Source organism: Ruegeria sp. R13_0, assembly GCF_017743995.1.
Taxonomy (GTDB): domain Bacteria; phylum Pseudomonadota; class Alphaproteobacteria; order Rhodobacterales; family Rhodobacteraceae; genus Ruegeria.
The window spans coordinates 230198-255467 of sequence record NZ_JAGHRB010000007.1; the positions used below are offsets into that span (position 1 = coordinate 230198).

The following is a 25270-nucleotide window of genomic DNA, read 5'->3' on the forward strand; positions in this document are numbered from 1 at the left end:
CCAACGCCCCGGACCCTGTCCGGGGCAGGAAGACCGGTATGACCATTCTTTCGCTCAAAAACGTCTCAAAAAGCTTCGGTGCGCTCACCGTCACTGACGATGTCAGTTTTGATGTCGAGCAGGGGCAGGCCCTTGGGATCATTGGTCCGAATGGGGCGGGTAAGTCGACGCTGTTCAATCTGATAACGGGCAATCTGACCTCTGATGCTGGATCAATCCATTTCGACGGGGCTGACGTGACGCGTGTGCCGCCCATGCAGCGTTGCTTGTCGGGTATTGGGCGCTCGTTCCAGATCCCTCAGCCGTTTGATCATCTGACGGTGTTCGAAAACCTGCTGGTGGCTGCGACGCATGGGCAGAGCAAATCCGAACACGAGGTTGAACAGGACTGCGCCCGCATTCTAGAGCAAACGGAACTGTTGGATGTGGCCAATGACACGGCCGGTGGATTGCGGCTGTTGCAACGCAAGCGATTGGAGTTGGCCCGCGCGATGGCAACCAATCCAAAGCTGTTGCTGCTGGACGAAATCGCCGGAGGCCTGACGGACGCGGAATGCACCGCGCTGATCAACACGATCAAGGGGCTGCACAGCAGCGGTGTGACGATCATCTGGATCGAACATGTCCTGCATGCGCTCACCTCAGTCGTTGAACGGCTGCTGGTTCTGGATTTCGGCAAGGTCATCGGTCTGGGTGACCCGGATGAGATCATGAACAGCCGAGAAGTCAAAGAAATCTATCTGGGGATCGAAGTCTGATGAGCCTGTTAGAGACCCACGCGCTGACCGCCCATTATGGCGATTTCCAAGCCCTGTTCGGCGTGGATATCCATCTGGACCAAGGCGAAACCGTCGCCATCATCGGGGCAAACGGGGCTGGGAAATCGACCCTCATGCGCTCGATCTCGGGTGTTCTGACCAACGGGTCTGATCAGGTGCGCTTTGACGGGCAACCCATCGGCGATCTGCCCGCAGATGAGATCATGGCGCGCGGGGTGGCAATGGTGCCTGAAGGGCGTCGCCTGTTTCCTTCCCTAAGCGTCGAGGAAAACTTGCTGATCGGCACCTATGGCCGAAAGGTTTCGGGTCATTGGTCTTTGCAAACAATCTACGACCTGTTCCCGATCCTGAAACAGCGCCGCCACCACCCGGGCACAGCCCTGTCTGGCGGGCAACAGCAGATGGTGGCCATTGGCCGCGCCCTGATGAGCAATCCGCGCGTTCTGTTGTGCGATGAGATCAGCCTGGGTCTGGCTCCCGTGGTCATCAAGGACATCTACGACGCAGTCCCTCGCATTCAAGAGGCCGGAGCCAGCCTGATCGTGGTGGAGCAGGACATTGGCCAGGCGATGAAAGTCGCGGACCGCGTCTACTGCATGATGGAGGGTCGCGTCACGCTGGAAGGTACCTCAGACACGCTCAGCCGCGAGGCCATACACGACGCCTATTTCGGAGGAGCCGCCGCATGATCTGGATCGACACCATCATTCAGGGCGTTCTTTTAGGCGGTCTCTATGCGCTGTTCGCGGCAGGCCTGAGCCTTGTTTTCGGGATCATGCGTTTGGTCAATCTGGCCCATGGCGATCTCATCGTCTTTGCGGCCTATCTGATCCTTCTGCTGGTCTCGTTGCTTGGGCTCTCTCCGTTTTTGGCGGCAATCATTGCCGCACCGATCATGTTTGGGGTGGGTTGGGCTTTGCAGAGACATGTGCTGAACCGCGTGCTGGGGCCTGATATCCTGCCGCCTTTGCTTGTGACATTCGGTCTGTCGGTCGTCTTGCAGAATGCTCTGCTCGAAGGGTTCTCAGCCGATAGCCAACGTTTGCCTGCGGGTGAGATTGCAACGGCTTCCGTTCAGATGGGCGGGCTGAACCTCGGCGTTCTGCCGTTGCTGACCTTTGCCTCGGCGATCCTTGTGATCGTCGGGCTGAACCAGCTTTTCTACCGCACGGAGCTGGGCCGGGCGTTCCGCGCGACCTCGGATGATGCGGTGACAGCGGGTCTAATGGGTATCCGGCCAGAACGTATCTTCGCCACTGCGACCGCGATCGCAATGCTCGTGGTGACTTTGGCGGCGCTTTATCTGGGAATGCGGGCAAACTTTGACCCCAATATCGGCCCAGCGCGCCTAATCTACGCCTTTGAGGCCGTGATTATTGGTGGCCTCGGCAGCCTGTGGGGCACTCTGATCGGAGGCATCATCATCGGCGTCGCGCAGACTGTCGGCGCAGCAATCAACCCCGAATGGCAAATCCTGGCTGGCCACCTGGCGTTTCTCATCGTGCTTCTGATCAAACCCAGAGGCCTGTTTCCAAGGGCGGTGGACTGATGGCTGATACTTCAATGTACCGCGTCCAAACGCAGACCCGCGCGTCCTACAGCGCCGGAGCCTTCTGTATCGCTCTGATCATCCTGTTCATCCTGCTGCCGACATTTGCCAGCCGAGGGTTGATCCAGGACCTGTTCTTCATCTTCACCATGCTTGTACTGGCGCAGTTCTGGAACCTGCTGGCAGGGTATGGCGGGCTTGTGTCCGTCGGCCAGCAAGCGTTCGTTGGCATGGGGGCATACGCCATGTTCGGAGGTGTCATCCTGTGGGGTATGGACCCGGTTCCGGCGATCCTGCTGGGCGGCGTTGCGGCCCTGATTGTTGCCATACCCACAGCCTTCTTCGCCTTCCGCCTGCAAGGGGCTTATTTCGCCATCGGCACATGGGTCATCGCCGAGGTCATGCGCCTGCTGGTGGCGCAATGGAAAGTGCTCGGCGGTGGCACCGGAACCTCTCTGCCGCGCACGGCTACGCGTGAGATGTGGGCGACTGAATGGATTCAGACCACGTTTGACGTTCGCGGTGCGGCAGCACGGGATATCCTGACGTACTGGCTGGCCTTGGCGCTGGTGATCGCAACAATCGCAGGTATCTACTGGCTGCTCAGAACAAAACGTGGGCTGGCACTGGCTGCTGTCCGAGACAACGTTGAAGCCGCGAAATCCGTCGGTGTCGATGCGGTGCGGATGAAGTGGCTGGTTTATCTTGTCTCAGCCGCAGGAACCGGGCTGACAGGTGCGCTGATCTACGTTCAGAAGCTGCGGATTTCGCCTGATGCCGCGTTCTCGGTCACCGACTGGACGGCTTATGTGATCTTCATCGTCGTGATCGGAGGCATCGGCACCATCGAAGGCCCGATCCTGGGCGTGCTGATCTTCTTCATCCTGCAAAGCCTGCTGGCCGATTACGGCTCCTGGTATCTCATGGTGCTCGGGCTGATCGGCATCGCCGTCATGCTCTTCGCACCGCGCGGCATCTGGGGGCTGATCTCTGAGAAAACCGGACTTCAAATATTCCCCGTGCGCCGTCGTCTGGTGATTGGCGCGCAGTTGAACAAGGAGGATTGATCCATGAAAACACTCGCATTGACGGTCGCAGTCACAGCTTTGGGAACTGGCGCATTTGCTGGCAGTTCACTGCCGGGAATGACAGGTACAGACCACGTGGGGTTTACAGTCCCGAGCGTCGATGAGGCCGTTACCTTCTTTCAGGACGTGATCGGCTGCAATGTGTTCTACCCGTTGGGGCCGTTCTCGGGCGGCGACAGCACATGGATGGCAGACCATCTGAACGTGGACGCCAAAGCCGAGATTCCGACGATGCGGCTGGTGCGCTGTGGCAATGGCGCCAATTTCGAGATCTTCGAATACACCGCACCCGATCAGGATACGAAACTGCCGCGCAACTCGGATATCGGCGGGCATCACATCGCGTTTTATACCACCGACATGGACGGTGCCGTCAGCTATTTGCAGGACAAAGGTATTGAGGTCCTGGGCAACCCGACAACCATGACCGACGGGCCAAGCGCTGGCGAGACCTGGGTCTATTTCCTCGCCCCCTGGGGCATGCAGCTGGAACTGGTCAGCTACCCGGACGGCAAAGCTTATGAGGCCGAGTATGACGGCCGCCTCTGGGACCCACGGTCCTGAGTAATTCGAACAACAAGGGAGAGAGCTTATGGCCACCATCACAACGGATGTTCTGATCATCGGGACCGGTCCGGCGGGGTCTGCAACGGCGGCTTTGCTGTCGAGCTATGGCGTCGAGAACATGGTCATCAACCGCTATCGCTGGCTGGCCAATACACCGCGCGCGCATATCACCAATCAGCGGACCATGGAGGTGTTGCGCGACCTTGGTCACGAGGTCGAAGCCGAAGCCTATATGCATGCCGCGCATCAGGATCTGATGGGTGAAAACGTGTTCTGCGAAAGCCTCGCCGGTGAGGAGATCGGGCGGATGAAAAGCTGGGGCAATCATCCTCTGTCCAAGGCCGAGCACTTGCTGTCCAGCCCGACGATGATGAACGATCTGCCGCAGACATTCATGGAACCGATCCTGTTTGGCACCGCTTGTCGCCGTGGGACTCAGGCGCGGATGAGCACCGAATACTTGCGGCATGAGCAAGACGCAGATGGTGTGACAACGACGTGTTTGGATCGTTTGTCGGGCGAAGAAATCACGATCCGATCCAAATACCTGGTCGGCGCGGATGGGGGCAATTCTCTGGTTGCCGAACATGCCGGTCTGCCTTTCGAAGGTGAGATGGGCGTCGGCGGATCGATGAACATCCTGTTCCGCGCAGATCTCAGTAAATACGTCGCGCATCGGCCATCGGTCCTCTATTGGGTGATGCAACCGGGTGCGAATGTCGGTGGAATTGGCATGGGTCTGGTCCGCATGGTCCGCCCCTGGAACGAATGGCTCATCGTTTGGGGCTACGACATCAACCAACCCGCCCCCGAGGTGGACGAGGCCATGGCCACTCAGGTTGCACGGCAATTGGTTGGCGACCCCGAGCTTGAGATCGAACTGATCAGCGCCAACACCTGGACCGTAAACAACATGTACGCGACCCATATGCAAAAGGACCGTGTTTTCATAATGGGTGACGCGGCACACCGGCACCCACCGTCCAACGGGCTAGGGTCGAACACCTCAATACAGGACAGCTTCAACCTCGCCTGGAAACTGGCCGCAGTCCTGAAAGGCCATGCCGGAGAGAACCTGCTGGACAGCTACAGCGAAGAACGTGCGCCCGTGGCAAAGCAGATCGTCACACGGGCCAACCAATCCATCGGAGAATTCGGTCCCATCTTTGAATCGCTCGGAATGGCCGAAGGCGTCGATCCAGAGGTCATGCAAAGCAATCTAGAGGCTCGCACAGGATCAACGCCTGAAGCTGCAGCACAAAGGCAGGCCATTCGCGAGGCGATTGCTTTCAAGAAATATGAGTTTGATGCGCATGGCGTAGAAATGAACCAACGCTACGACTCCTGTGCGATTGAAACGGATGGTCAACCCGATCCCGGTTTTGATCAGGATGCGGAGCTGCACTACCAGCCGACGACTTGGCCCGGCGCGCGTATTCCACATGTCTGGGTGTTTGATCATGACACCGGTAACAAGCATTCAACTCTGGATCTGTGCGGTCGCGGAGAATTCACCGTGCTGACCGGGATTGGTGGAGAGGCTTGGGTAACGGCGGCCGAGACCGTCTCGAAAGAACTCGGCATGCCCATTCGCTGTCACGTCATCGGCCCGCGCCAGACTTATGTCGACCACACCGGGGATTGGGCGCGCGCGTCGGAGATTTCGGATACGGGCTGTTTGTTGGTCCGTCCTGATCAACACGTGGCGTGGCGCTCAGCCGATATGGCTGCTGACGCCGAAGCCGAACTGCGTCGCGCGCTGACCACAGTCCTTTCGCGATGAGCCAATCTGGAGCAAACTTACACAAGTCAGGAGGCCAAAATGGACTCGCATGAGATGGGATACTTTACCGAGGAAAACTCGGCCGAGGTCGTCACGGCACGCAATAAAAACGCAGAAAGCGAACGGCTGAAGCATGTGATGGAGGTCATCACCAGAAAACTCCACGAAGCCGTGAAGGAAATCGAACCAACGCAGCAGGAATGGTTCGAGGCAATCATGTTCCTGACCAAGGTTGGGCATATGTGCGATGACTGGCGGCAAGAATACATTCTTCTGTCCGATGTTCTGGGCGTTTCGATGCTGGTGGATGCGGTGAACTCACGTCGCCCCACCGGGGCCTCCGAGAACACGGTGCTGGGTCCCTTCCACGTAGGCGGTGCTCCGGAATATGAGATGGGGCACAACATTTGTCTCGACCAAAAGGGCGAGGACATGGTGGTGCGGGGTCGTGTCACCGATGTGGAAGGCAACCCGTTGGAAGGCGTCAAGATTGATGTCTGGCAAGCCAATGATGACGGGTTTTACGACGTACAGCAGAAAGGCATTCAGCCTGATTTCAACCTGCGCGGCGTCTTCACGACCGGTGCTGACGGAGCCTATTGGTTCCGTGCGGTGCGGCCAAAGAACTATCCGATCCCGGATGATGGGCCGGTGGGCGATCTGTTGAAGCGTCTTGGTCGACACCCCTACCGACCAGCGCACCTGCACTACATCGTTTCAAAAGACGGCTACGACGACCTGACCACGCATATTTTCGATCCCGACGACCAATATATCAATTCGGACGCGGTTTTTGGGGTCAAAGAAAGCCTGATCGCCGAATTCAACCGGGTCGATGATCCGACGCGATCTGCGGAAGTCGGTTTTGAAGGTCCCTATTGGGATGTTGAATTCAACTTTGTCCTCGCACCAAAAGAGGCCTAAAATGTCCCAACCTTGCATCATCTGTGTTGCCATAACCGGGTCCTTGCCAACCAAGGCCAACAACCCGGCTGTGCCCATAACAGTCGAAGAACAAATCGAAAGCACACAGGCCGCTTTTGAGGCAGGGGCATCCATCTGCCATGCCCATGTTCGAAATGATGACGAAACGCCTTCAAGCGACCCCGACAAGTTCGCAAGGCTGAAAGAGGGGCTTGAGAAACACTGCCCTGGCATGATCATCCAGTTTTCGACTGGAGGGCGATCGGGGGCTGGCAAGACCCGCGGCGGCATGCTGCCTCTGCGACCGGATATGGCCTCGTTGTCGGTCGGGTCGAACAACTTTCCCACGCGCGTCTACGAAAATCCACCCGATCTTGTCGACTGGCTGGCGGCTGAGATGGTGACCTATGACGTCAAGCCAGAGATCGAAGCCTTCGATCTGAGCCACATCCTGAAGGCGGCCGAGATGCACAAGAAAGGACAAATTAAAGACACGCCTTATGTGCAATTTGTCATGGGTGTCAAAAACGCAATGCCTGCGGATCGGGACGTATTCGATTTCTACGTGAAGACCGTTGACCGACTGTTTCCGGGTGCGCCGTGGTGCGCTGCAGGTATTGGTGCCCAGCAGGAGGTTCTGAACCACTGGGCAATTTCCTCCGGTGGCCATGCACGGACGGGTTTGGAAGACAACGTGCGCCTGGATCGCAATACGCTGGCACCATCAAACGCGGCGCTTGTAACGCGGACTGCAGAGATCTGTGCGCACTACAACCGCCCGGTTGCGACCACCAACCAGGCGCGTGAAATACTCGGGCTTTAAACCGGAACTAGCTGTCCAATGCAGCCGCCACACGTTCCGGCGTAAACGGCATGTGGCGCAGGCGCTTGCCTTGCGCGGCGTAGAACGCGTTTGCGACGGCCGCGGGCACCATCGGAGTGCCAACCTCGCCTACACCAACTGGCGGCGCATCGACCTCTGCGATGTAGATCTCGATTTCCGGCATCTGCGCCGCGCGTGTGATCTCGTAGTCCCAGAAGTTGCTCTGCACCACTTCGCCGTTTTCGATGTCGATCTTTTCGGAAAGAGCCATCGAGATTCCGAACACGATGCCACCTTCGATCTGATTGAGCGCGTTGTCCGGCGTGACAATCAGGCCCGCATCTATCGCGGCCCAGAAGTTGGTGATCTGGATCTCTCCACTGTCCGCGTCGACTTCAACTTCCGCCACACCTGCGGCCATGGACGAGCTGTAGCCAGCAAAAGAAAGCCCTAGGTTTCGATCGCCCCGATTTTGCCAATCAGATATCTCGGCCACCTTCTCAAGCAGGTGCCGCCCACGCGGGTTTTCTGATACAAGGTCTAACCGGAAATCCAATGGATCCCGCCCGGCCTGTTCTGCCAATTCATCCATAAAACATTCTGCCGCAAAGGCCGTATAGGACGCGCCAATACCGCGATAGGGGGCAAGGCGGGCGTGCCGGTCCATAATGAGGTGATCGGCGCGGAAATCCTTGATCCCATAGAACTTGCTCTCGGCACCCCGCATTGAGATCACATCGTTCGGGTTCACCGCATCCCAACGTACGGGATTGAAAAATCCGATCACGGTTGGTGTGGCGACCTTGTGATACCACCCGTCCAGTTTTCCGTCCGCTGTCAGCCCGGCCTCAAGCTTTTGGGCCGCAGCGGGGCGGAAAGTCCCCTGCTTCACGTCGTCTTCACGCGGCCAGATCACTTTGACAGGGCGTCCAACGGCCTTTGAGCACAGCACCGCATCGCGCACATAGTTTTGCATCAGGGCTGTGCGTCGACCAAAGCCTCCGCCCATCGTCATCATGTTCAGTCGAACGTTTTCGACGGGGATACCCAGCACCTCGGACACGGTGCGCGCAGTCCATGACTGCGTTTGCGTGCCTGCCCAAACCTCGGCACCTTGCCCGTCCGCATCGACATCAGCGACAGCCGCCATCGGCTCAATCTGAGCGTGGTAGGCATAGTCCGACAAATAAAGCTGCGAAAACTGACGGTCAGCGTTGCCAATAGCTGCAGCGGCGTCGCCTTTTTCAGCCCAGGTTGCCCCCGACGCGTCCGGGGCGCTGACAGCGGCGGCGTATTCGGCAAGAGTCTCTTCGCTGTTTGAGGTCCGGAAGGGTGAGGTTGTGGACCATTCGACCTCAAGCAAACCCCGTGCGCCCAAGGCAGACCACAGGCTTTCCGCGACGACGGCGACGCCGTCGGGTACAGTCACGATACCCATGACGCCCGGTACCTCGCGTGCGGCGTCGTCGTTGATGGAAAGCGGAATTTCGTCTTCGACTGGTGCGCGCAGAACAGCTGCATAGGCCATATTGGGCACTTCCACATCAATGGCATATTCAGCCTGACCTGTACTTTTGGCCGGAACATCGCGACGCGGTAGGTCTTGCCCGATGATCCGAAACGCGGATGGGTCTTTCAGCGGCACGGTCTCAGCGTCTGGTACCGTAACATCCCTTGAACCAAGCGCCGCCAATTCACCATACCCGGCCTGTTGGCCATCGGGACCCAAAACAACACTTGGTTCGGTCCTAAGGCTGGCTTTGTCCACAGCCCATTCACGTGCTGCGATTTGCAGCAAAACGTCGCGCGCCTGCGCACCCGCCTTGCGCATCGGGTCAAAATAGAACTGCGTTCCTGTGCTGCCGGCCGTATACAAAACACCGCCAAACAGCTGATTTCCAAAGCGTCGATCATCAGCGTTTAGCTGTTCGATCTCAACGTCATCCCATTCCGCATCAAGTTCTTCAGCAAGGATTTGTGGCAACGTAGAGTAACTGCTTTGCCCCATTTCGGTCGAAGGAAAGACAACGCGGATGCTTCTATCCGCTCGGATCGTCAACCAGTGATTGACATCCAGAGTGCCAACAGCTGCCTCAGCCCGGACTGATGAGATCCCTCCCGCACCGATGAAAAATGTCAGTCCAGCAGCGCCTTGTAGAAACCCACGGCGGTTCATGGCCATAGTCATCTCAAACCTCCTTGGCTGCGCGTTCGATGGCTTTGAAAATGCGGTTGTAGGTTCCGCAGCGACAGAGGTTCGCGCTCATCTCATCGACGATTTCTTCGCGTGTCGGGGATGGATTGTCCGCCAGAAGTGCCGCCGCGCGCATGATCTGACCCGACTGGCAATAGCCGCATTGTGCGACCTGCTCTTCGATCCAGGCCCTCTGAACAGGATGCGAGCCGTCTTCGGACAATCCTTCGATCGTCGTGACTTGCGCATCCTCCACATCGCTGACCGACATCTGGCACGCAAAGCTCGCCACACCATCCACATGAACCGTGCAGGCCCCACACATGGCAGCACCGCACCCGTATTTCGTACCTTTGAGTTTGAGCGTATCTCGAAGGACCAGCAGCAACATTTCGTCAGGGGGGTTATCAACCTCTACGGGTCGGCCGTTCAATTCGAATTTGATCATTTGGAACAGTCCTTGTGATGCCTGATGTTGAGGGGATCTTGTGGGGTGGATTTCGTCATGGCCTGACCATGGAGTGGTCTTGCTCGGCGCCGGTGACTGGGTGGACCATGGGCGTGACACGAACTTTCATTCCTGGTCGCAAGGTTAGGTCGGGGTTTTCCAGATCTGCCCACACGCGAATTTCGCCGCTGTTTTCATCGAACCAAACCGCCGATCCGGTGAGCCGAATTGCATCCGGCAGAACCTGACCGATCTCCGTTTCAACACGAAACCGGCCGGAATTTGATAGCTCCTCTGAGCGTGTGTTGCCCGTGTTCAACCCCGAAACCCATTGGGGATAGGGAATCTCGAAAACAACGCGCAAGCGGTTCAGATTTACGAGTTGAAACAGAGGCGGGTCGCCCGAATTGAACTCGACCAGCGAACCCGGTCCAACACGCGGGTCTTCAACATGTCCTGAGATCGGCGCACGTATGAGCGTGTCCTCGTAGTTGGTTTGTGCGATCTCCAACTCGGTTTCCGCCAAGGCCCTTTCGGCCTCAGCCAAAGCCAGATTGGTTTCGGCGGCCAAAAGTGCAACTTCTGTTGCCGCTCCTCGCGTTGAGAGCTGGGCTGCGCGGTCCAATCTATCTCGGGCTTGAAGCAACAGAGCCTCGGCTTTGACTAACTCTGCATTCGCGGCATTGACCGCCAGTTTTTCCAGATCGTTTCTTAGCCGCAGCAATGGCGTGCCCGCTTCGACATAGTCACCTTGCTCAACCAGCACTTCTTCGACGATGCCCTCCGCCCGGCTATAGACGTCCGACCGTTCGACTGCTTCGATACGGCCCTCAAAACCTGCGTCACCAGCAGATGCCTGCTCAGGTGCATGGGCCCAGAACAACGCCACAAGAACTGTGGCCGAAAGAACGGGCCATTGAGTGACCAAAGTCGATAGCATCACAAACACTCTCATCATGGTGCGATCAGATGGCGAACGACGGGTCCGCTTTCGCGGGTGTCGAAGGCTGCGACGGTCCGTTGAAGGTCCTGATCCTGGTGTGACACACGCTCATGCTGGGCCAGATGTTCTTCCCAGGAAGAAACCATGAACGCTTCGACCCATAGCTCAGGCTCTTCTGCACTTTGGAAAACGCGCCAGTCATAGGCTCCGTCGCGCCAGCGCTCGCCTGACCAGTCCTGAATGGCGGACAGAAACGCAGCTTCGTCCTCGGGTCGAATGCGATACTCGACTTCGACCATGACTGGACCGCGGGATGCCAAGCCGTCTTCTTCAAGGGCAACCTCTGGTGCGGGCCAGTGCATAGAGGGCGTTAGGTCTAGATCTTCGCCCTGACCAAGCTGAAACTTGCGCGTCAGGATCAAGCCGACGATCAGGCCGCCTGCTGCGATCAGCAAGGTGGTCGACACAGATGTTGCCGTGGCCACCTGACCCCAGAATGCTGATCCAAACGCCATTGAGCCGAAGAAGACCATTAGATTCACAGACAATCCTCGGGCCCTGACCCAGTTGGGCAGCGCGGTCTGCGCCGACACATTGAACGTGGTGAGAACGGCAATCCAGCTAAAGCCACCCAACAATGCGGCGATATAGGCCAGAGGAGGGGTTGTCGCCGTTGCAAGAATTGCCATGGCAACGGCAGTGCCGATGGTGCCGCCTGCAGCTGTCGTGCTTGCATCAAGCTTCGCTCGGAACTGCGGAAGTGTCAAAGCACCCGCGACAGCCCCGGCACCGATCAAAGTCAGCAACAAACCATACAGCGTCGCCCCGCCCCCTTCGATCGTCCGGACGACCAGCGGCAGCAGCGCCCAATAGGCAGAGGCAAAGATGAAGAAGGCAAAGGATCGGATCAACGTGGCCTTGAGCGGGCCGTTATGTGCGACGTGCCGCATGCCGGTCATCATCGCGTTGAAAACAGGCTGAGATGTCTTCGATACACTGCCGTCATGCTTCCACAATAACAGAGCGCCAATGATCACGAGATAGCTGACTGCATTGACCGCAAAAGGCGCCGCCAAGCTGACCGATGCAATCAAAACGCCCGCCAAGGCAGGGCCGATCGCGCGGCTGATGTTGATGCCCATTGAATTCAGTGCGATGGCGGGCTGCAACGCGTCGCGCGGCACCAGAGTCGGCACGATCGCTTGCCAGGCCGGAGCCATGAAGGCGGTGCCAGTTCCGATGGCCAATGTGAAGAGGATCAGGAGCGTCGGTGTTACCAGTTCAAGCTGAACCAGCACGGTTAGCACCGACACCAGTACCAGAAGCACCACGTTCACTGTGATCAACAGCTTACGTTTGTCCAACCGGTCCGCCAGCGTACCGGCGTATAAAGCGAAGATGAACACAGGTAAGGTTGTTGCCGCCTGCACCAATGAGACGACTGCCGGGGATGAATTGAGCGTCGTCATCAGCCACCCCGCGCCCACATCATGCATCCAAGTGCCAACGTTAGAGATCAGGGTCGCGACCCAAAGAAGCGCAAACGCCCGATGTTTGAACGGGGCCCAAGCCGAGTTTGATGCCGCAGGTACAGGTTTTGCGATGCTACCACTGGATGACATCTGCCAACTCCTCGCGGTTTTTTTCGGCGTAGGACCGCACAAACGGGCAAAGAGGCACAATGCGGAGACCCTTGTCGCGCGCGTCCGCCACAAGCTGCGCGGCCAAGGTCCGAGCCAAGCCGCGACCACGCAACTCTTCCGGGACAAACGTGTGGTCGGCGATAACGAGGCTAGGCGTGACTTTTGACAGCGTCAGTTCCGCCTCGCTCACGAACCCGGAAACTGAGGCACCGTACCGTGCTTTTGTATCGCTTTCGCTGTATGTGATTTTTAGCTTTTGGTCGTCCAACATTGGAAATCTCCTGAGGTCTTGCCGCTATTCAGCGGCAAGGCTGCCTTGGCTTTGCGTCGAAGCGCCGGGAGCGCCGAAAATTGGAATGGGTGACCAATCGGGAAGCTCCGGCAGAGGGGCAGGCGCATGCGCCGCAAATCGAGCCTTGGCATGCACGATCTTGCCGCCCGTCAGCGTCAGGTCGGCCTCGATTTCGGTGATCTCATCCTCGGCGATCGAGAAATAATCCCGGTCGAGCACGGCGATATCCGCCCATTGCCCCGCCTTGATCTGACCTTTCTTGCCCGCTTCCCGGCTGAACCAAGCCCCGGCGGCGGTCCAGTGACGCAGCGCGTCATGCCGATCCAAACGGTTCGCCGCACGCCAGATGATGTCTCCGCCACGACCCTTGCCAGAAACGGCCCAGTGAATGGCCAACCACGGATTATACGAGGACACTCGCGTCGCATCCGTGCCGGCAGCTAGAGGCACACCCGAGGCCATCATCTTCTTGACCGGCATGACCTCGCGCAGGGCGTCTACACCATAGCGATCACGATAGGCTGTGGTCTGAAAAGCGATGCGGTTTTGATAGCTGATACCGCCGCCAAGCCGGGCAACCCACTCCATTGTGGATTCTGAGATCGTCTCGCCGTGATCGAAAATCCAATTCAGCTCTTCCAACCCTTTGTCGCGTCCGACCTCTTCAATAAGGCTCAGCAACCGGTGGGCGCTTTCCTCGTAGGTACAATGGAAACGGATCGGCCAGCGGTTTTCGAACAAAAACTCGAGTACTGGCCTGAGGTCCCCTTCCATCCGCTTGGGCAGATCGGGGCGCGGGTAGCTGAAATCTTCGAAATCATAGGCCGATGCGACCAGCATCTCGCCCGCGCCCACGCATTTCAGGTAGTCGTTGCCTTCGTCTGGTTTGACGATGTCATTCCAGCGTTTGAAGTCGTCCAGCTCAAACATCGGACGCTGCGCAAAAAGCTGATAGCCGATGCGCACGGTTTGCTCGCCGCGTTTGTTCAACTCGGTGATGACGCCGTAATCATCTGGATAGTTCAGGAACCCACCCGCGCAATCCAAAGCCGAGGTCAATCCAAGACCATTCAACGCCTTGAAATAGTGCTTGGTCGAGGTGACCTGCTGTTCGAAATCCAGCTTGGGGGCCATATCCAGAAGGGCGTAAAGCGGTTGCGCGTTGGGGCGCGCCATCGCGAGACCAGTCGGGTTGCCCTGATTGTCCCTCTCCAGACGCCCTGAGACAAAGGGCTCGTAGAAGTGTTTGTCGATGCCGATTGCACGCAGGGCGGCTTTGTTCAGCCACGCCCGATCATAGAGGTGCAACACGTAGACAGGCACATCCGGCGCGACGGCATTGATCTCATCAATCGTGGGCAACCGCTTTTCGGCGAATTGATCAATGGACCAACCACCAACCACGCGGATCCACTGCCCGGCAGGAGTACGCTCTGCTTGCGCCTTCAGCATACGCAGACCGTCGGCAAGCGATGGGACGTGGTCCCAGCGCAGTTCCATGGCGAAGTTGTTGCCTTGTCGGATGATGTGCGTATGGCTGTCGATTAGACCGGGAATTACACGCTGGCCGCCCAGATCAATGGTTTCGGTTTCGGGGTCTGCAAGCCCGAGCATGTCCTTGTCAGTTCCAACGGCGGTGATCTGATCCCCTGAAATTGCCACGGCTGTTGCTTCGGGCCTGTCGGGATCCATTGTCGTGATCTTGCCGTTGAAGAGTATCTTGTCTGGGGCGGCCATGGTGCAGATCCTTTGGCAAAACGTTAGGTGCCTGTGCCCACCGGAGGGGCACAGATTGAGAGAGGTTTGGAAATTCTCCCGCTCGGTTTCATGGGGAGGGATGAGGGGACCGAGCGGGCGCGGCGCGGCAGACTACTCTGCGGCGACTTTACCGGCGGACACCGCTTCCAGCGTAGGGCCAGCGTGGCGGCTGCGCGATGGCGCCTTGTGAACCATCGTGTAAGCGTAATCGACGCCCATGCCGTAAGCACCAGAGTGTTCACGAACCAAGTCCATGACAGCATCGTACGTGTCGCGGCGCGCCCAATCCCGCTGCCATTCCAGAAGAACCTGCTGCCAGGTCACAGGGACAACTCCGGCCTGAACCATCCGGTCCATCGCGTATTTGTGGGCATCAACCGACGTACCGCCCGACGCGTCAGCAACCATGTAAATTTCGTAGTCCGTGTCGGCCATGCAGCTCAGCGCAAAGGTGATATTACAGACTTCGGTCCAAAGACCCGAGACAACGATTTTCTTGCGACCTTCCGCAGCTCCTCGTGCCAGTGCATCCCGGACTTTCTGATCGTCCCAGGAGTTCATGGAAGTACGTTCCAGCAAAGGCGCCTGAGGATTAACGTCCAAGAGTTCGGGATAGGTATGCCCCGAAAAACTGTCCGTTTCGACTGTGGTGATGATAGTGGGCACGTCAAAGATCTTGGCGGCTTTGGCCAAGGCAACGGTGTTGTTCTTCAGCGTCTGACGATCAATCGACTGCACGCCGAACGCCATCTGCGGCTGATGATCGATGAAGATGATCTGGCTGTTCTCAGGTGTAAGGACTTCAAGTTTGGACATTTTTCATTCCTTTGTTGAGGTTAGATGGGGCTAAAGGGTTTTGGGTTTGGTTGGTTGGCTCGTCTCTTCCGCCTGCGTTACGGCGAAAGACTTAAGATGCAGGGCCTGTGACACAGCGTCGGAATGACCCCGGATCCATTGCACCGCAGCTTCTCCGGCGAGCATGCCCAAGAGGCCCAAAAGCGCGATGATTGGTGGGGCGGGACTGCGGACTGCGATCAGGCCATAGATGACCCCAATCCCGAGGCCCGCTGCGAGCGATATGAGATATGGTTGCCAAGTCACGTCCGGTCTCCTTGCAATTCTGGTTCGATTGAAATGACACTAGGGCCTTCTGAGCGAGCGACCCCGACATGGGTTCGGTGCTGACACCAACGGCATGAGGCTGCATGGCACCCATACAGCCATCCGTTTTGCGTGCGTCCCCGCGGTGCTTTTTCGTGGATCTTGATCATTTCACTCAGTTCCAAGTTCTGTTGTTCATAGATGTGGGGTGTAGTTTGAACTCGACAAAGCAGAAGTTCTGCGGGTATGCATTAGTTAGGCTAAACTGTTTTCTGTATTGCCATGCCGCTGTCCCGATTGCCTTCCTTGCTAAGTTTGCGCGCGTTTGAGGCCGCGGCGCGGCGCGGCTCGATCAAGGAAGCGGCTTATGAGCTTTCGGTTACACCGGGTGCGGTTAGCCAACAAATCAAGGCGCTGGAGGCCGACCTTGGGGTGGCTTTGTTTTTGCGAAAGACTCGCGCGATCCATCTGACACCCGAAGGGCAGCGCTTGCAGCCAACGATCAGCGAAGCGTTCTTGCAGATCCGTCAGGTGGTCGATGAGGTCCGACCCAAGAAGACGCCCAAACTGCGCATCAGTTCCAGCAACGCGCTGATCAGCAAGTGGCTTTTGCCCAGGCTGCACAAGTTCACCAAGGACCACCCCGACGTGCAGGTCCACATTGAATCCGAAAACCCTTTGGACCACAAAACTCACGCGACCGCCGATATCGAAATTCGATACAGCAGTGAACCGCCTAACGACCGATACACGGAGTTGCTTCACCGCGAGTTGATGCTGGTGGTCGCCAGCCCTGGTGTGCTCGATACATTCGACATAAAGTCCCCTGACGACATCAAGGCCGCGCAGGTTCTGTACGATACAACGCCGATGCTGGACGGGTCGGTTCCCAGTTGGGTTCTTTGGAGCCAACACGCCGGGCTTCCGAATGGAGTTGATCCTTCGAAAGCCATGCGGTTTGAAAGGCCTCCGGGTGGCCAGATTGTGGACGCTGCGATCGCAGGTGCGGGTGTCGCGCTCTGCGGGTCGCTGCTGGTCTATTCCGCGCTTTCGGACGGACGGCTTGTTTGTCCGTTCGGTCCGGTGGTGGAAACCGGGTTCAGCTATTTCATATGTTGCCACCCGGGCCGGGAACGTGAAGAGCATATCCATGAGTTCATGTCCTGGGCGCGCAAAGAAGCCGCTGTCTTGTCTACGTTGAATGCACTGCGTGAACCTTCACCCGGTGCTGACATTACCGTTGAAGTGGGCGGCTAGAGCCGTCAGTTCAGAGTTTCGCAGCTCGTGTCCGCCTTCATGGACGTCCGAAGTGACCTCGGCACCATGATCAGAGAGCCAACTGATAAAGCGTTCCGTCATTGGCCATGGCGTGATTGGATCGCGTCGTCCGGCGGTCACTAGAACTTTCCGCCCCACCAGCTGAGGATGTGCGTTCGGCTCCCACGTGACCATCGGATGCAAAAGGCCGACCCGCTCAAACAGATCCGGGCGTTTGAGAAAGACCGCCGCCAGGATGTTTGCCCCGTTCGAATAGCCGAAGCCATAGACCGGATGACCGGGATGAGACGCGCGATGGGCTTCGATGAACGCAATCATCTTGTCCGTCGCACGGGCAAGGTCTTCCATGTCGTATACGCCCTCGGCCGTGCGGCGGAAGAACCGCGCGGCCCCCATTTCAGAGACATCGCCGCGCGGTGATACGATCCCGGCGCCAGCGACAAGATTGCCGGCCAGTTCAACAAGCTGATGCTCATCCCCTCCGGTGCCATGAAGGGCAAAGACCAGCGGACGGGCGGGTTGCGGCGCATGCACAAGCGCCTGATAGAGATCTTTGGACATTTCAACCTCTGAAATCATGATGCAAGTGGGGGCAGGAGACTCTCGATCTTGCTGCGATGTAGCTCGTAGCGGGTAGGCAGCTTGAGCGCCTCACCCAGATGGGCCGTGTCTTCGTCGCGGTCAAAACCGGGCTCGTTTGTGGCGATTTCGAACAGCACACCACCCGGCGTGCGGAAATAGATCGCCCAGAAATAGTCTCGGTCGATAACCGGCGTGACCTGATAGCCTGTATCCAGCAAAGCCTGCCGAACGCGCAGTTGCGCGGCACGGTCCTCGACGGCAAAAGCGATGTGATGAACGGACCCAGCGCCCTGACCAGCGGTCGGGGTGTCTGACGGCAGCTGCTGCAGATCAATCGTGTCCGCGGCGTTGCCCCCTTCGATCACATAGCGAGTGACGTCACCTTCGGTTTCGGCCTGCTGGTATCCCATGAAGGTCAGCAGTTCACCCGTCGCATCGACATCCTTCAGTGCGAACCGAGCGCCTCGGAACCCAAGAATCGCGGCCTCATCGGGAACACCGCCCTGAGTCCAGGCTGTCCGGCCTCGCGCATCAGACTCGACCAATGCAAAGCTATCGCCATCGGGGCCGTCAAAAGACAGACGCTTTTCTCCGAAGAGCGTGCCATCGGCCAGCCCAGTCACGCCCTCAGATGCAAGACGTTGTTTCCAGAATTCGACACCGCCTGTAGGGACGGCAAACTCTGTCACACCGACCTCTCCGGCACCCCTGCGTCCCTTTGGCATCTGACCAAAAGGAAAATAGGTCATGACCGAACCTGGTGTTCCAACCTCGTCCCCGAAATAGAGGTGATACACCTCAGGCGCATCGAAATTGACCGTCTTTTTCACCCGGCGCATGCCAAGCGTGTTGGTGAAAAAAGCGTTGTTGGTGCTGGCGTCCGCAGCCATCGATGTGACGTGGTGCAGCCCTTTGATATCTTTGATCATGTTCCGCTCCTGGGAGAGTGTTCAACTTGCATCAAAGATGGCGCGTCTATTATTGAAGTAAATAGACAATTATGTTGCTTTATTATTGTCAAAAACGGAATTATGGAGCTGACATGATTGAGCTTAAGCCCATCCGCGTCCTGCGCGCCGTATCAGACTTGAAAAGCTTTTCACTGGCAGCGCGAGAACTCAACATTGCGCCTGCGTCGGTGACACGCATCGTTGCACAGCTTGAAAAGGATTTCGGCACCCAACTGCTGCTTCGCACGACACGGAAAGTTTCACTGACCAGCGCAGGCGCAACCGTTCTTGCGCGATATCGACCGCTTCTGGAAGGGTTTGACGAGGTCACGCGCAGTCTTCAACGGGCCAATCAACCCGACAAAGGCCACCTTCGCTTGACCGCACCTGTTTCACTCGGCGTTGCCTTGTTGCCGCAAGTGATTTCAGGGTTTCGGCTGGCTTTTCCAAACATCTCTGTCGAAATCAATTTCACCGACACGCTGCTCGATGTGATCGAAGAAAACTGCGACCTTGCTGTGCGCGTCTCTGGCCCACCGACGGACAAATCGACGATTTGGCGCAAACTGTGCGAGGTCCCTCGGCACATGATAGCTGCGCCGTCGTTGTTTGAGAGAATGCCCAATGCTGATCATCCGCGCGATCTGAACCCAGATTTTTTGATGTCTTATGATGCACAAGGCCGCCCCGAAACATGGGATTTCTCTGGTGCAGGAGGTGACGTTTCGATTCAAGCAGGCAGTAAAGTAATCTCGAACAATGGAGACTTCCTCCTCGCTCTCGCGATCGCAGGAGAAGGCGTATGTGTTCTGCCGGACTTCATTACCGACAAGGGATTGGCAAACGGAGATGTCCTGCAGGTCATGCCAAACTGGCCGGTCACTTCCTTGTGGCTAACCCTGTACTACCCACCCTACGAACAACTGCCTCCGATCGTTGGAACGTTTGCCGAGTACTTTGAATCGTTTGTGCAAGACCACCCGAACCTGGAAACAAGAGTGTAGTGCGACGTCAGCCGCAAATTTGATCCAGGGCTGCTTGCTGGTGACCCAATCCCTTGATCCGGGCCGTTGGGATGCAGAAACCGTTCCTGTTTCTTTCTTGCGATACGTTGCGGACAAGGTCAGCCGAGCGGAGCCCTTGCGTAGCGCAAGCGCAGCAGGCCGAGTGGCACGGTTGAGATTTGAGTAAAGGGCTGGCACAAAAAGCGATCGTGAAGCGGTGGCTTGCAACGATCTTTGACGGCGGTCGCTAAGGCCTGACCTGCGTTCCTTTAATTCGGATAACGCTCCCTAAACCACCCGCACACACGCCAACCAGGATTGCAATCACGAGCTCAAGAGCTTCGATTTGCGCAAATTGAAAGCCTGCAAAGACCAGTGTTTCGAACACGCCGACAAGCCCGCCCAGCGCCGCGCCCAACCAAATTTGTCTGGTCATCATTCCCAGCGCCAGCCCAAGAATGCCGGGCAGGCTGAGGATGTTTCCACCGATTGTCCCAAGTATATCTAGCATCTCTACCCCCTTCTTAATCAGCGCTGACTGATGCGATGAGCTTGAGGTCGGTTTTCCCGAGCAGCGCGCGCTGTTTGACTTATTGACTGCGCTGAATGGCGGCAAGTCCCCCCCGGTTATCGACAGTGATGACCTTCTTGAAGACCCCAAGCACGTCACCGCAGCGTTCTGTGCTTCTGTCGGTATCCCCTTCATCGAAGACGCGCTGACCTGGGAAGCTGGTGGAGACCCATCCGAGCATAGCTGGTGGGACGGTGGATCTTTCCATGCTAATTTAGCCCAGTCTACCGGTCTGCAACCCCAGAAACGCAAGTATGTCGAAGTGGCTGACGCCCCTGAACGCGTGCGCCGTGTGCACCGCCGGATGAAGCCTCACTATGATCATATGTACAAGCACCGCATCCGCGTGTCGAAAACTGTCTGAGAAAAATGCAAAATAGAACAAACAGGTCGAAACAGCGGTGGCTCGACGCCCTGCCAGGGGAGCGCACTGTGGCCCGCTTCCAGGACACTATGTGTGGTATGCCTCGACGGAAAAAACTACAGGTTGAGCTCAATGAAATTCTGCCTGACGGCGGCTGGCGAGGCAGATGCTAATCCCCAGTATAATCCGACCTTGGAACGGGACACCATTGCAAGCCAAGTGGTCTTGGCTTCAGTAGGTGGCCGCGTCACCAATCCGAGCAAAGGCCGTACCGCTTTTTGGGAGGATGTACTAACGAAATTGCTCCTTCATCACTTGGTGCAATTGGACCATTCTTAACCAGTAGGTATAATTCGAAAAAATGACCGCAACGGATACTAACGCGCGTTTCGAGCGGATTGTAACTGATGGGCTATGCATCGGGTGCGGGCTTTGTGCTTCGCTCCTTGGTCCTGAAAAGTGAGCATAATCAAGGATGAAAATGGTGAGCTAAGGCCCAACATTCAGTCTATGTCAGACAAGGCTGATGTTGATCTCGTTTGTGCCCGATCAAGCAATGCCGCATTTCCTGTCCGACAACGGGATTGACCGGAACCAAGTTTCCTCTCTGCGCTACCGCGGGCGTGGTTGCCCGGGACCCATCACGATTGAAACTATGGATGGGACGCGGCGGGATTTTCACTAGCTCGATTATTGTGGGGGAAGACGAAAGTTGCTGATCGCCGCCGTTTCGCTGCAAGATCTGTCCGAAGGGCATCAGTGAAGGTGCCGAAATCGCGGCGGCAGACACTTGGCCGGACGGTACTCCGGACCGAGAGGACTCTGCCACAGACCCGGGCGCCAATTCGATCACGACACGTAGGCGGCGTGGGGCCGAGTTGCTGGAGGCTGCGACTGCCGCCGGATTTTTTGAGGATGGCGGGCCGGTCGATATTGAATTCATGAACAACACCTAACCCCACCAGACTGCTAAAAAGCGGAATATGCGCGCCCGCTTCGATGGGTTGCATCGTGCCGGGCGCTTGGTTCCAGAAACTTTTGGACTTCGTCTGGAGGCGCTGTATCGTGAACACTCGGCAATTCGGAACCGGGAACAAGAAGAGGGAGCATTTGCACGCGCTAAAGAATAACGAACTCTACGCCTGAAGGGCCGGCAAGCGCCCAGGGCACAACCAACTAGGGAGACTACAATGAAAATGAAACTACTCGCGGCCAGCGCTGCGGTCGCGCTTGGTGTTGCCGGTTCGGCGCAGGCAGATTGCGGCGAAATTTCAATTACCGAGATGGACTGGGGCTCTGCAATTATCGTAACGCAGGTCAGCAAGTTCCTGCTGGAACAGGGTTATGGCTGTTCCGTGACGATTGTTCCATCGGCGACGACGCCCGCGCTGGCATCGGTTGCGGAAACCGGTGAGCCGGACATTCTGACCGAGCTGTGGACCAACGGTGCCCCGGCCTATCCTGGCTTGATCGAAAGCGGAGCAATCATCGAACGCGCTAAGGTGCTGTCGGATGGCGGGGTCGAGGCCTGGTGGATTCCCACTTATCTTGCCGAGGCGCATCCAGAGCTTACAACAATGGAAGGCATTTTGGCCAATCCGGATTTGGTGGGCGGCCGGTTCCATAATTGCCCGGTAGGCTGGACCTGTCAGCGGGTCAGCTCGAACATGGCAAAGGCGGCTGGTCTTGCGGATGCGGGGATCGAGGATTTCATCCACGGCTCGGGCGAGACGCTGGCGGCCTCTATCGCCTCGGCCTATGACTCCAAAGAGCCGTGGTTCGGCTATTACTGGGCGCCGACCTCAATCCTTGGCCGCTACCCGATGGTGCAGGTTGATGTAGGCCCGCATGTGCCGGAAGCGCACGAGTGTAACAGCCAGGAAGAATGCGCCGAACCAGTGCTGGGGGCCTTCCCTTCGAGCGACGTGACCACGGTTGTTACCAACACTTTTGCGGAGTCGCATCCTGAAGAGACGGCGCTTATGGAAAACGTCCAGTTCACAAACGAAGTCATGAACGGTCTGTTGGCTTGGCAGGAAGAGAACAACGCCTCAGGCGAAGAGGCTGCGGTGTATTTCCTGACCAACTTCCAGGACACATGGAGTGAATGGCTGAACGATGACGCTCGCGGGAAACTGTCGGCGCTACTGAAATAACAAAAAATTCGCAAAAAGGCCCGGGCGTCCCAATTCGTCGCCCGGGTTGGCAGGGAAAGGGATTACATGGCTTTTTATGACCGCATGTTCGATGCGTTGGGACTTCGGGAATGGTGTGACGCATCAGGCAGCGGCGCCAATCTGTCAATGGCGGACCTGTTGGCACAGACCAACGCGACAAATGGCGAGAACGGCCCGGCCTTTCCTTTCCCCTCGCTGGATGCACTGAACGAGGCCTGCCCGAGAATCCCGCAATCGCGGGATTTTGTCTCGGCGGTCGAGGACGGGTTCCTAGCGATCAAGGACGCGCTGAAATTCGTGCTGGATCCGCTGACGCAGCCGCTATCGTGGATGCTAGAGTGGGCGCTGATTGCAGTGGATGCGGTGCCGTGGTGGATCATGCTGCCAGCGCTGTTCGTATTAACCTGGTATGTGTCGCGCTCGGCCATCGTGACCGGGTTCGTGATCTTTGTCTTCTGTTTCCTGGGCCTGATCGACCATCTGGAGCCCGCAATGCAGACGCTCTCCATTGTGCTGGTCTGTACCGGGCTCTGTATCCTTTTAGGTGTGCCCATAGGGATCGCCATGGCGAAATCCGACAGTTTCCAACGCATGATCCTGCCGGTGCTAGACCTTTTGCAGACGCTGCCGACTTTCGTTTATCTGATCCCGCTGATCTTCTTGTTCAGCGTCACCGAGCCGAAGCTATATGGCATCGCCATTATCGTTTATGCAATCGTGCCGGTGATCCGACTGACCGATCTGGGCATCCGGCTGGTTGACAAAGATGTGGTCGAAGCGGCCAATGCTTTTGGCATGTCGCCGAAACAGAAACTGTGGGGAGTCGAGCTGCCGCTGGCTCTGCCCAACATCATGGCAGGTGTCAACCAGACCATCATGATGAGCCTTGCAATGGTTGTGATCGCCTCGCTGGTTTCTGCGCCCGGATTGGGTGTTCTAGTGCTGCGCGGCATCCGAAATCTGGAATTGGGCGTTGGTTTGATCGCCGGTCTGGGCATTGTGCTGCTTGCCATTGTGCTCGACCGCGTATCCAAAGCAGCCTTGGCGCGCGTCTCTGCCGCGCAGAAACACTAAGAAGGGGCGAGATATGAACGCTGAACCAAAAATCTCGATCCGCAACCTCTACAAAATCTTCGGCGCGCATCCCGAGCGCGCGATGGAACATGTGCGGCAAGGCATGGGCAAGACTGACTTGCTTGAAAAAGAGGCCCACGTGCTTGGCCTGCAAGACATCAATGTCGACATGCAGGCGGGTGAGATCACGGTGATAATGGGTCTTTCAGGGTCAGGTAAGTCGACGCTGATCCGGCACCTGAACCGGTTGATTGAACCCACGGCCGGAGAGGTGCGGGTCAATGGCAAGAACGTGTTGGAGTATGACACTCTGAAGCTGCGCGACATGCGGCTGAACACGATGTCGATGGTGTTCCAGAAGTTTGCACTGCTGCCACACAAGACCGTGGCCGAGAACGCGGGCATGGCTCTGGCGGTGCGTGGAAACAGCAAAGACGAGATCGTTGCAGCTGGCAGGAAATGGCTCGCCCGAGTGGGTCTTGCGGGCTACGAGGGTCATTTTCCGCACCAATTGTCCGGAGGCATGCAGCAGCGGGTGGGCATCGCCCGAGCGCTGGCCTCGGATTCCGAGATCATGCTGATGGACGAGGCGTTCTCTGCGCTCGATCCACTGATCCGCACCGACATGCAAGACTTGCTGCTTGAGTTGCAAAAGGATCTACACAAGACGATCACATTCATCACCCACGACCTGGACGAGGCGCTCAAACTGGCCGACCACCTAGTGATCCTCAAGGATGGCTACGTGGTGCAACAGGGTGAGCCGCAAAATATCTTGCTGAGCCCGAACGACCCTTACATCGAGGACTTCGTCAGCGACATCAACCGCGCCCGCGTGCTGCGCGTGCGTTCAGTGATGGACAAGGACGGCACCTATGAGGGCGAGTTTGATGGGGATGTGGATGTTAATGACAATCTCGAACACCTGATCTCGATCTCGGGCGGAGACACCTACAGGACCTACCGGGTCATGAGCGGCAGTGAACAGGTCGGCGTTCTCAACATGAAAGACCTCGTCAAGGCCCTCGTGCCAGCTCATGTCGAACAAAGGACCGTAATGTAATCGCGGTCTACTACAAAGCCATTGGCGTTCCAAAAGGCCTTCTCTTCTTAAGCGATTGCTACTGCTCTTTGTGCAGGAAATTAGGTCATAAATGCTTCGCGAATAGCTAAGAAAGGCTATTTTGCAACCGCAGCGAATGGCGGGTTCGGTAAAGCTGCACTGCGGCGAGCCTGACACGACGAATGGCATGTGTGGATGGCTCCTGCATAGCAAGTCCTTTTTGACCTGATTTGTGCATTTGTCAGAAGCAGTCATGTGTCCGGCCTTTTTGCGCGGTTTTGACCGCTGGCCCTGATGGGTTCCGCAAACCAAGTT

The 25270-nt window shown here is 57.3% G+C and carries 25 protein-coding genes and 1 pseudogene; 15 read left to right on the forward strand and 11 right to left on the reverse strand.

From position 1 onward, the window contains the following. The first annotated feature begins 38 nt into the window (after positions 1-38). Genes J7394_RS11520 through J7394_RS11555 form a run of 8 tightly spaced genes read left to right on the forward strand, consistent with a single transcriptional unit; the run spans position 39 to position 7513 of the window. Positions 39-758: an ABC transporter ATP-binding protein gene (locus tag J7394_RS11520; protein ID WP_209253127.1), complete on the forward strand. Its 720-nt coding sequence runs from the start codon at positions 39-41 to the stop codon at positions 756-758. Then, positions 758-1468 carry an ABC transporter ATP-binding protein gene (locus tag J7394_RS11525; protein ID WP_209253128.1) on the forward strand — a complete coding sequence of 237 codons (711 nt, stop codon included), beginning with the start codon at positions 758-760 and terminating at the stop codon, positions 1466-1468. The genes J7394_RS11520 and J7394_RS11525 overlap by 1 nt, the downstream gene beginning before the upstream one ends. After that, positions 1465-2328: a branched-chain amino acid ABC transporter permease gene (locus tag J7394_RS11530; protein WP_170680886.1), complete on the forward strand. Its 864-nt coding sequence runs from the start codon at positions 1465-1467 to the stop codon at positions 2326-2328. The genes J7394_RS11525 and J7394_RS11530 overlap by 4 nt, the downstream gene beginning before the upstream one ends. Next, positions 2328-3395, forward strand: a complete 1068-nt coding sequence (locus tag J7394_RS11535; protein ID WP_247748169.1) for a branched-chain amino acid ABC transporter permease — start codon at positions 2328-2330, stop codon at positions 3393-3395. The genes J7394_RS11530 and J7394_RS11535 overlap by 1 nt, the downstream gene beginning before the upstream one ends. Before the next feature lie 3 nt (positions 3396-3398). Continuing rightward, the gene (locus tag J7394_RS11540; protein ID WP_170690337.1) at positions 3399-3980 is read left to right on the forward strand and encodes a VOC family protein; all 582 of its coding nucleotides are present in this window, start codon (positions 3399-3401) and stop codon (positions 3978-3980) included. 28 nt (positions 3981-4008) lie between these two features. Further along, on the forward strand, positions 4009-5766 hold the full coding sequence (locus J7394_RS11545; protein ID WP_209253129.1) for an FAD-dependent monooxygenase: 1758 nt from the start codon (positions 4009-4011) through the stop codon (positions 5764-5766). A 39-nt stretch (positions 5767-5805) separates the two neighbouring features. Further along, entirely contained in the window at positions 5806-6690 is an 885-nt protein-coding gene (locus J7394_RS11550; protein WP_209253130.1) for an intradiol ring-cleavage dioxygenase, read from the forward strand. A 1-nt stretch (position 6691) separates the two neighbouring features. Further along, complete coding sequence (locus J7394_RS11555; protein WP_209253131.1) at positions 6692-7513, forward strand: 3-keto-5-aminohexanoate cleavage protein; 822 nt, start codon at positions 6692-6694, stop codon at positions 7511-7513. Positions 7514-7520: 7 nt separating this feature from the next. Here the strand turns inward: J7394_RS11555 and J7394_RS11560 are convergent, their stop codons facing one another. The 8 genes from J7394_RS11560 to J7394_RS11595 all read right to left on the reverse strand — a co-directional run bounded on the left by J7394_RS11560 (position 7521) and on the right by J7394_RS11595 (position 15892). Then, positions 7521-9701 carry a xanthine dehydrogenase family protein molybdopterin-binding subunit gene (locus tag J7394_RS11560; protein WP_209253132.1) on the reverse strand — a complete coding sequence of 727 codons (2181 nt, stop codon included), beginning with the start codon at positions 9699-9701 and terminating at the stop codon, positions 7521-7523. 1 nt (position 9702) lies between these two features. Beyond that, positions 9703-10155 carry a (2Fe-2S)-binding protein gene (locus J7394_RS11565; protein WP_209253133.1) on the reverse strand — a complete coding sequence of 151 codons (453 nt, stop codon included), beginning with the start codon at positions 10153-10155 and terminating at the stop codon, positions 9703-9705. Between the two features lie 55 nt (positions 10156-10210). Next, positions 10211-11113, reverse strand: coding sequence for an efflux RND transporter periplasmic adaptor subunit (locus J7394_RS11570; protein WP_209253135.1), 903 nt, complete (start codon positions 11111-11113; stop codon positions 10211-10213). Next, positions 11110-12720 carry an MFS transporter gene (locus J7394_RS11575; RefSeq protein ID WP_209253137.1) on the reverse strand — a complete coding sequence of 537 codons (1611 nt, stop codon included), beginning with the start codon at positions 12718-12720 and terminating at the stop codon, positions 11110-11112. Before J7394_RS11575 ends, J7394_RS11570 begins: the two co-directional genes overlap by 4 nt. Continuing rightward, positions 12704-13012, reverse strand: a complete 309-nt coding sequence (locus J7394_RS11580) for a GNAT family N-acetyltransferase (protein ID WP_209253139.1) — start codon at positions 13010-13012, stop codon at positions 12704-12706. The genes J7394_RS11575 and J7394_RS11580 overlap by 17 nt, the downstream gene beginning before the upstream one ends. Before the next feature lie 24 nt (positions 13013-13036). Continuing rightward, positions 13037-14770, reverse strand: a complete 1734-nt coding sequence (locus tag J7394_RS11585; protein ID WP_209253141.1) for an amidohydrolase — start codon at positions 14768-14770, stop codon at positions 13037-13039. A 132-nt stretch (positions 14771-14902) separates the two neighbouring features. Continuing rightward, positions 14903-15607 (reverse strand): hydrolase, encoded by a 705-nt coding sequence (locus J7394_RS11590; protein WP_209253143.1) that lies wholly within the window; start codon positions 15605-15607, stop codon positions 14903-14905. A 30-nt stretch (positions 15608-15637) separates the two neighbouring features. After that, a complete protein-coding gene (locus tag J7394_RS11595) occupies positions 15638-15892 on the reverse strand; it encodes a DUF1427 family protein (RefSeq protein WP_068333920.1) in 255 nt (84 codons plus the stop codon). Positions 15893-16198: 306 nt separating this feature from the next. Between J7394_RS11595 and J7394_RS11600 the strand changes: the two genes are divergently transcribed. Further along, the gene (locus tag J7394_RS11600; RefSeq protein WP_209253145.1) at positions 16199-17149 is read left to right on the forward strand and encodes a LysR family transcriptional regulator; all 951 of its coding nucleotides are present in this window, start codon (positions 16199-16201) and stop codon (positions 17147-17149) included. Here J7394_RS11600 and J7394_RS11605 read toward each other — a convergent pair. Then, positions 17111-17731: an alpha/beta hydrolase gene (locus tag J7394_RS11605; RefSeq protein ID WP_209253146.1), complete on the reverse strand. Its 621-nt coding sequence runs from the start codon at positions 17729-17731 to the stop codon at positions 17111-17113. The two genes, J7394_RS11600 and J7394_RS11605, sit on opposite strands and share 39 nt — an antisense overlap. A 14-nt stretch (positions 17732-17745) precedes the next feature. After that, positions 17746-18681, reverse strand: a complete 936-nt coding sequence (locus tag J7394_RS11610) for a VOC family protein (protein ID WP_209253148.1) — start codon at positions 18679-18681, stop codon at positions 17746-17748. Between the two features lie 71 nt (positions 18682-18752). On the opposite strand from J7394_RS11610, the gene J7394_RS11615 reads away from it, so the two are divergent. Further along, a complete protein-coding gene (locus tag J7394_RS11615; RefSeq protein ID WP_247748170.1) occupies positions 18753-19706 on the forward strand; it encodes a LysR family transcriptional regulator in 954 nt (317 codons plus the stop codon). A 247-nt stretch (positions 19707-19953) separates the two neighbouring features. Here the strand turns inward: J7394_RS11615 and J7394_RS11620 are convergent, their stop codons facing one another. Next, complete coding sequence (locus J7394_RS11620) at positions 19954-20217, reverse strand: hypothetical protein (RefSeq protein WP_209253150.1); 264 nt, start codon at positions 20215-20217, stop codon at positions 19954-19956. 49 nt (positions 20218-20266) lie between these two features. Between J7394_RS11620 and J7394_RS11625 the strand changes: the two are divergent. From J7394_RS11625 to J7394_RS11650, 5 genes and pseudogenes are all read left to right on the forward strand, one after another. Beyond that, positions 20267-20641 (forward strand): annotated as a pseudogene (locus J7394_RS11625) (sulfotransferase family protein); the annotation flags it as partial. A gap of 740 nt (positions 20642-21381) precedes the next feature. Then, positions 21382-21597 carry a Coenzyme F420 hydrogenase/dehydrogenase, beta subunit C-terminal domain gene (locus J7394_RS23115; protein WP_209253172.1) on the forward strand — a complete coding sequence of 72 codons (216 nt, stop codon included), beginning with the start codon at positions 21382-21384 and terminating at the stop codon, positions 21595-21597. Positions 21598-21831: 234 nt separating this feature from the next. After that, positions 21832-22797, forward strand: coding sequence for an ABC transporter substrate-binding protein (locus J7394_RS11640; protein ID WP_209253156.1), 966 nt, complete (start codon positions 21832-21834; stop codon positions 22795-22797). A gap of 66 nt (positions 22798-22863) precedes the next feature. Continuing rightward, positions 22864-23892 carry a proline/glycine betaine ABC transporter permease gene (locus J7394_RS11645; protein ID WP_209253159.1) on the forward strand — a complete coding sequence of 343 codons (1029 nt, stop codon included), beginning with the start codon at positions 22864-22866 and terminating at the stop codon, positions 23890-23892. 13 nt (positions 23893-23905) lie between these two features. After that, positions 23906-24955 carry a glycine betaine/L-proline ABC transporter ATP-binding protein gene (locus J7394_RS11650; RefSeq protein WP_209253162.1) on the forward strand — a complete coding sequence of 350 codons (1050 nt, stop codon included), beginning with the start codon at positions 23906-23908 and terminating at the stop codon, positions 24953-24955. Positions 24956-25270: the final 315 nt, after the last annotated feature.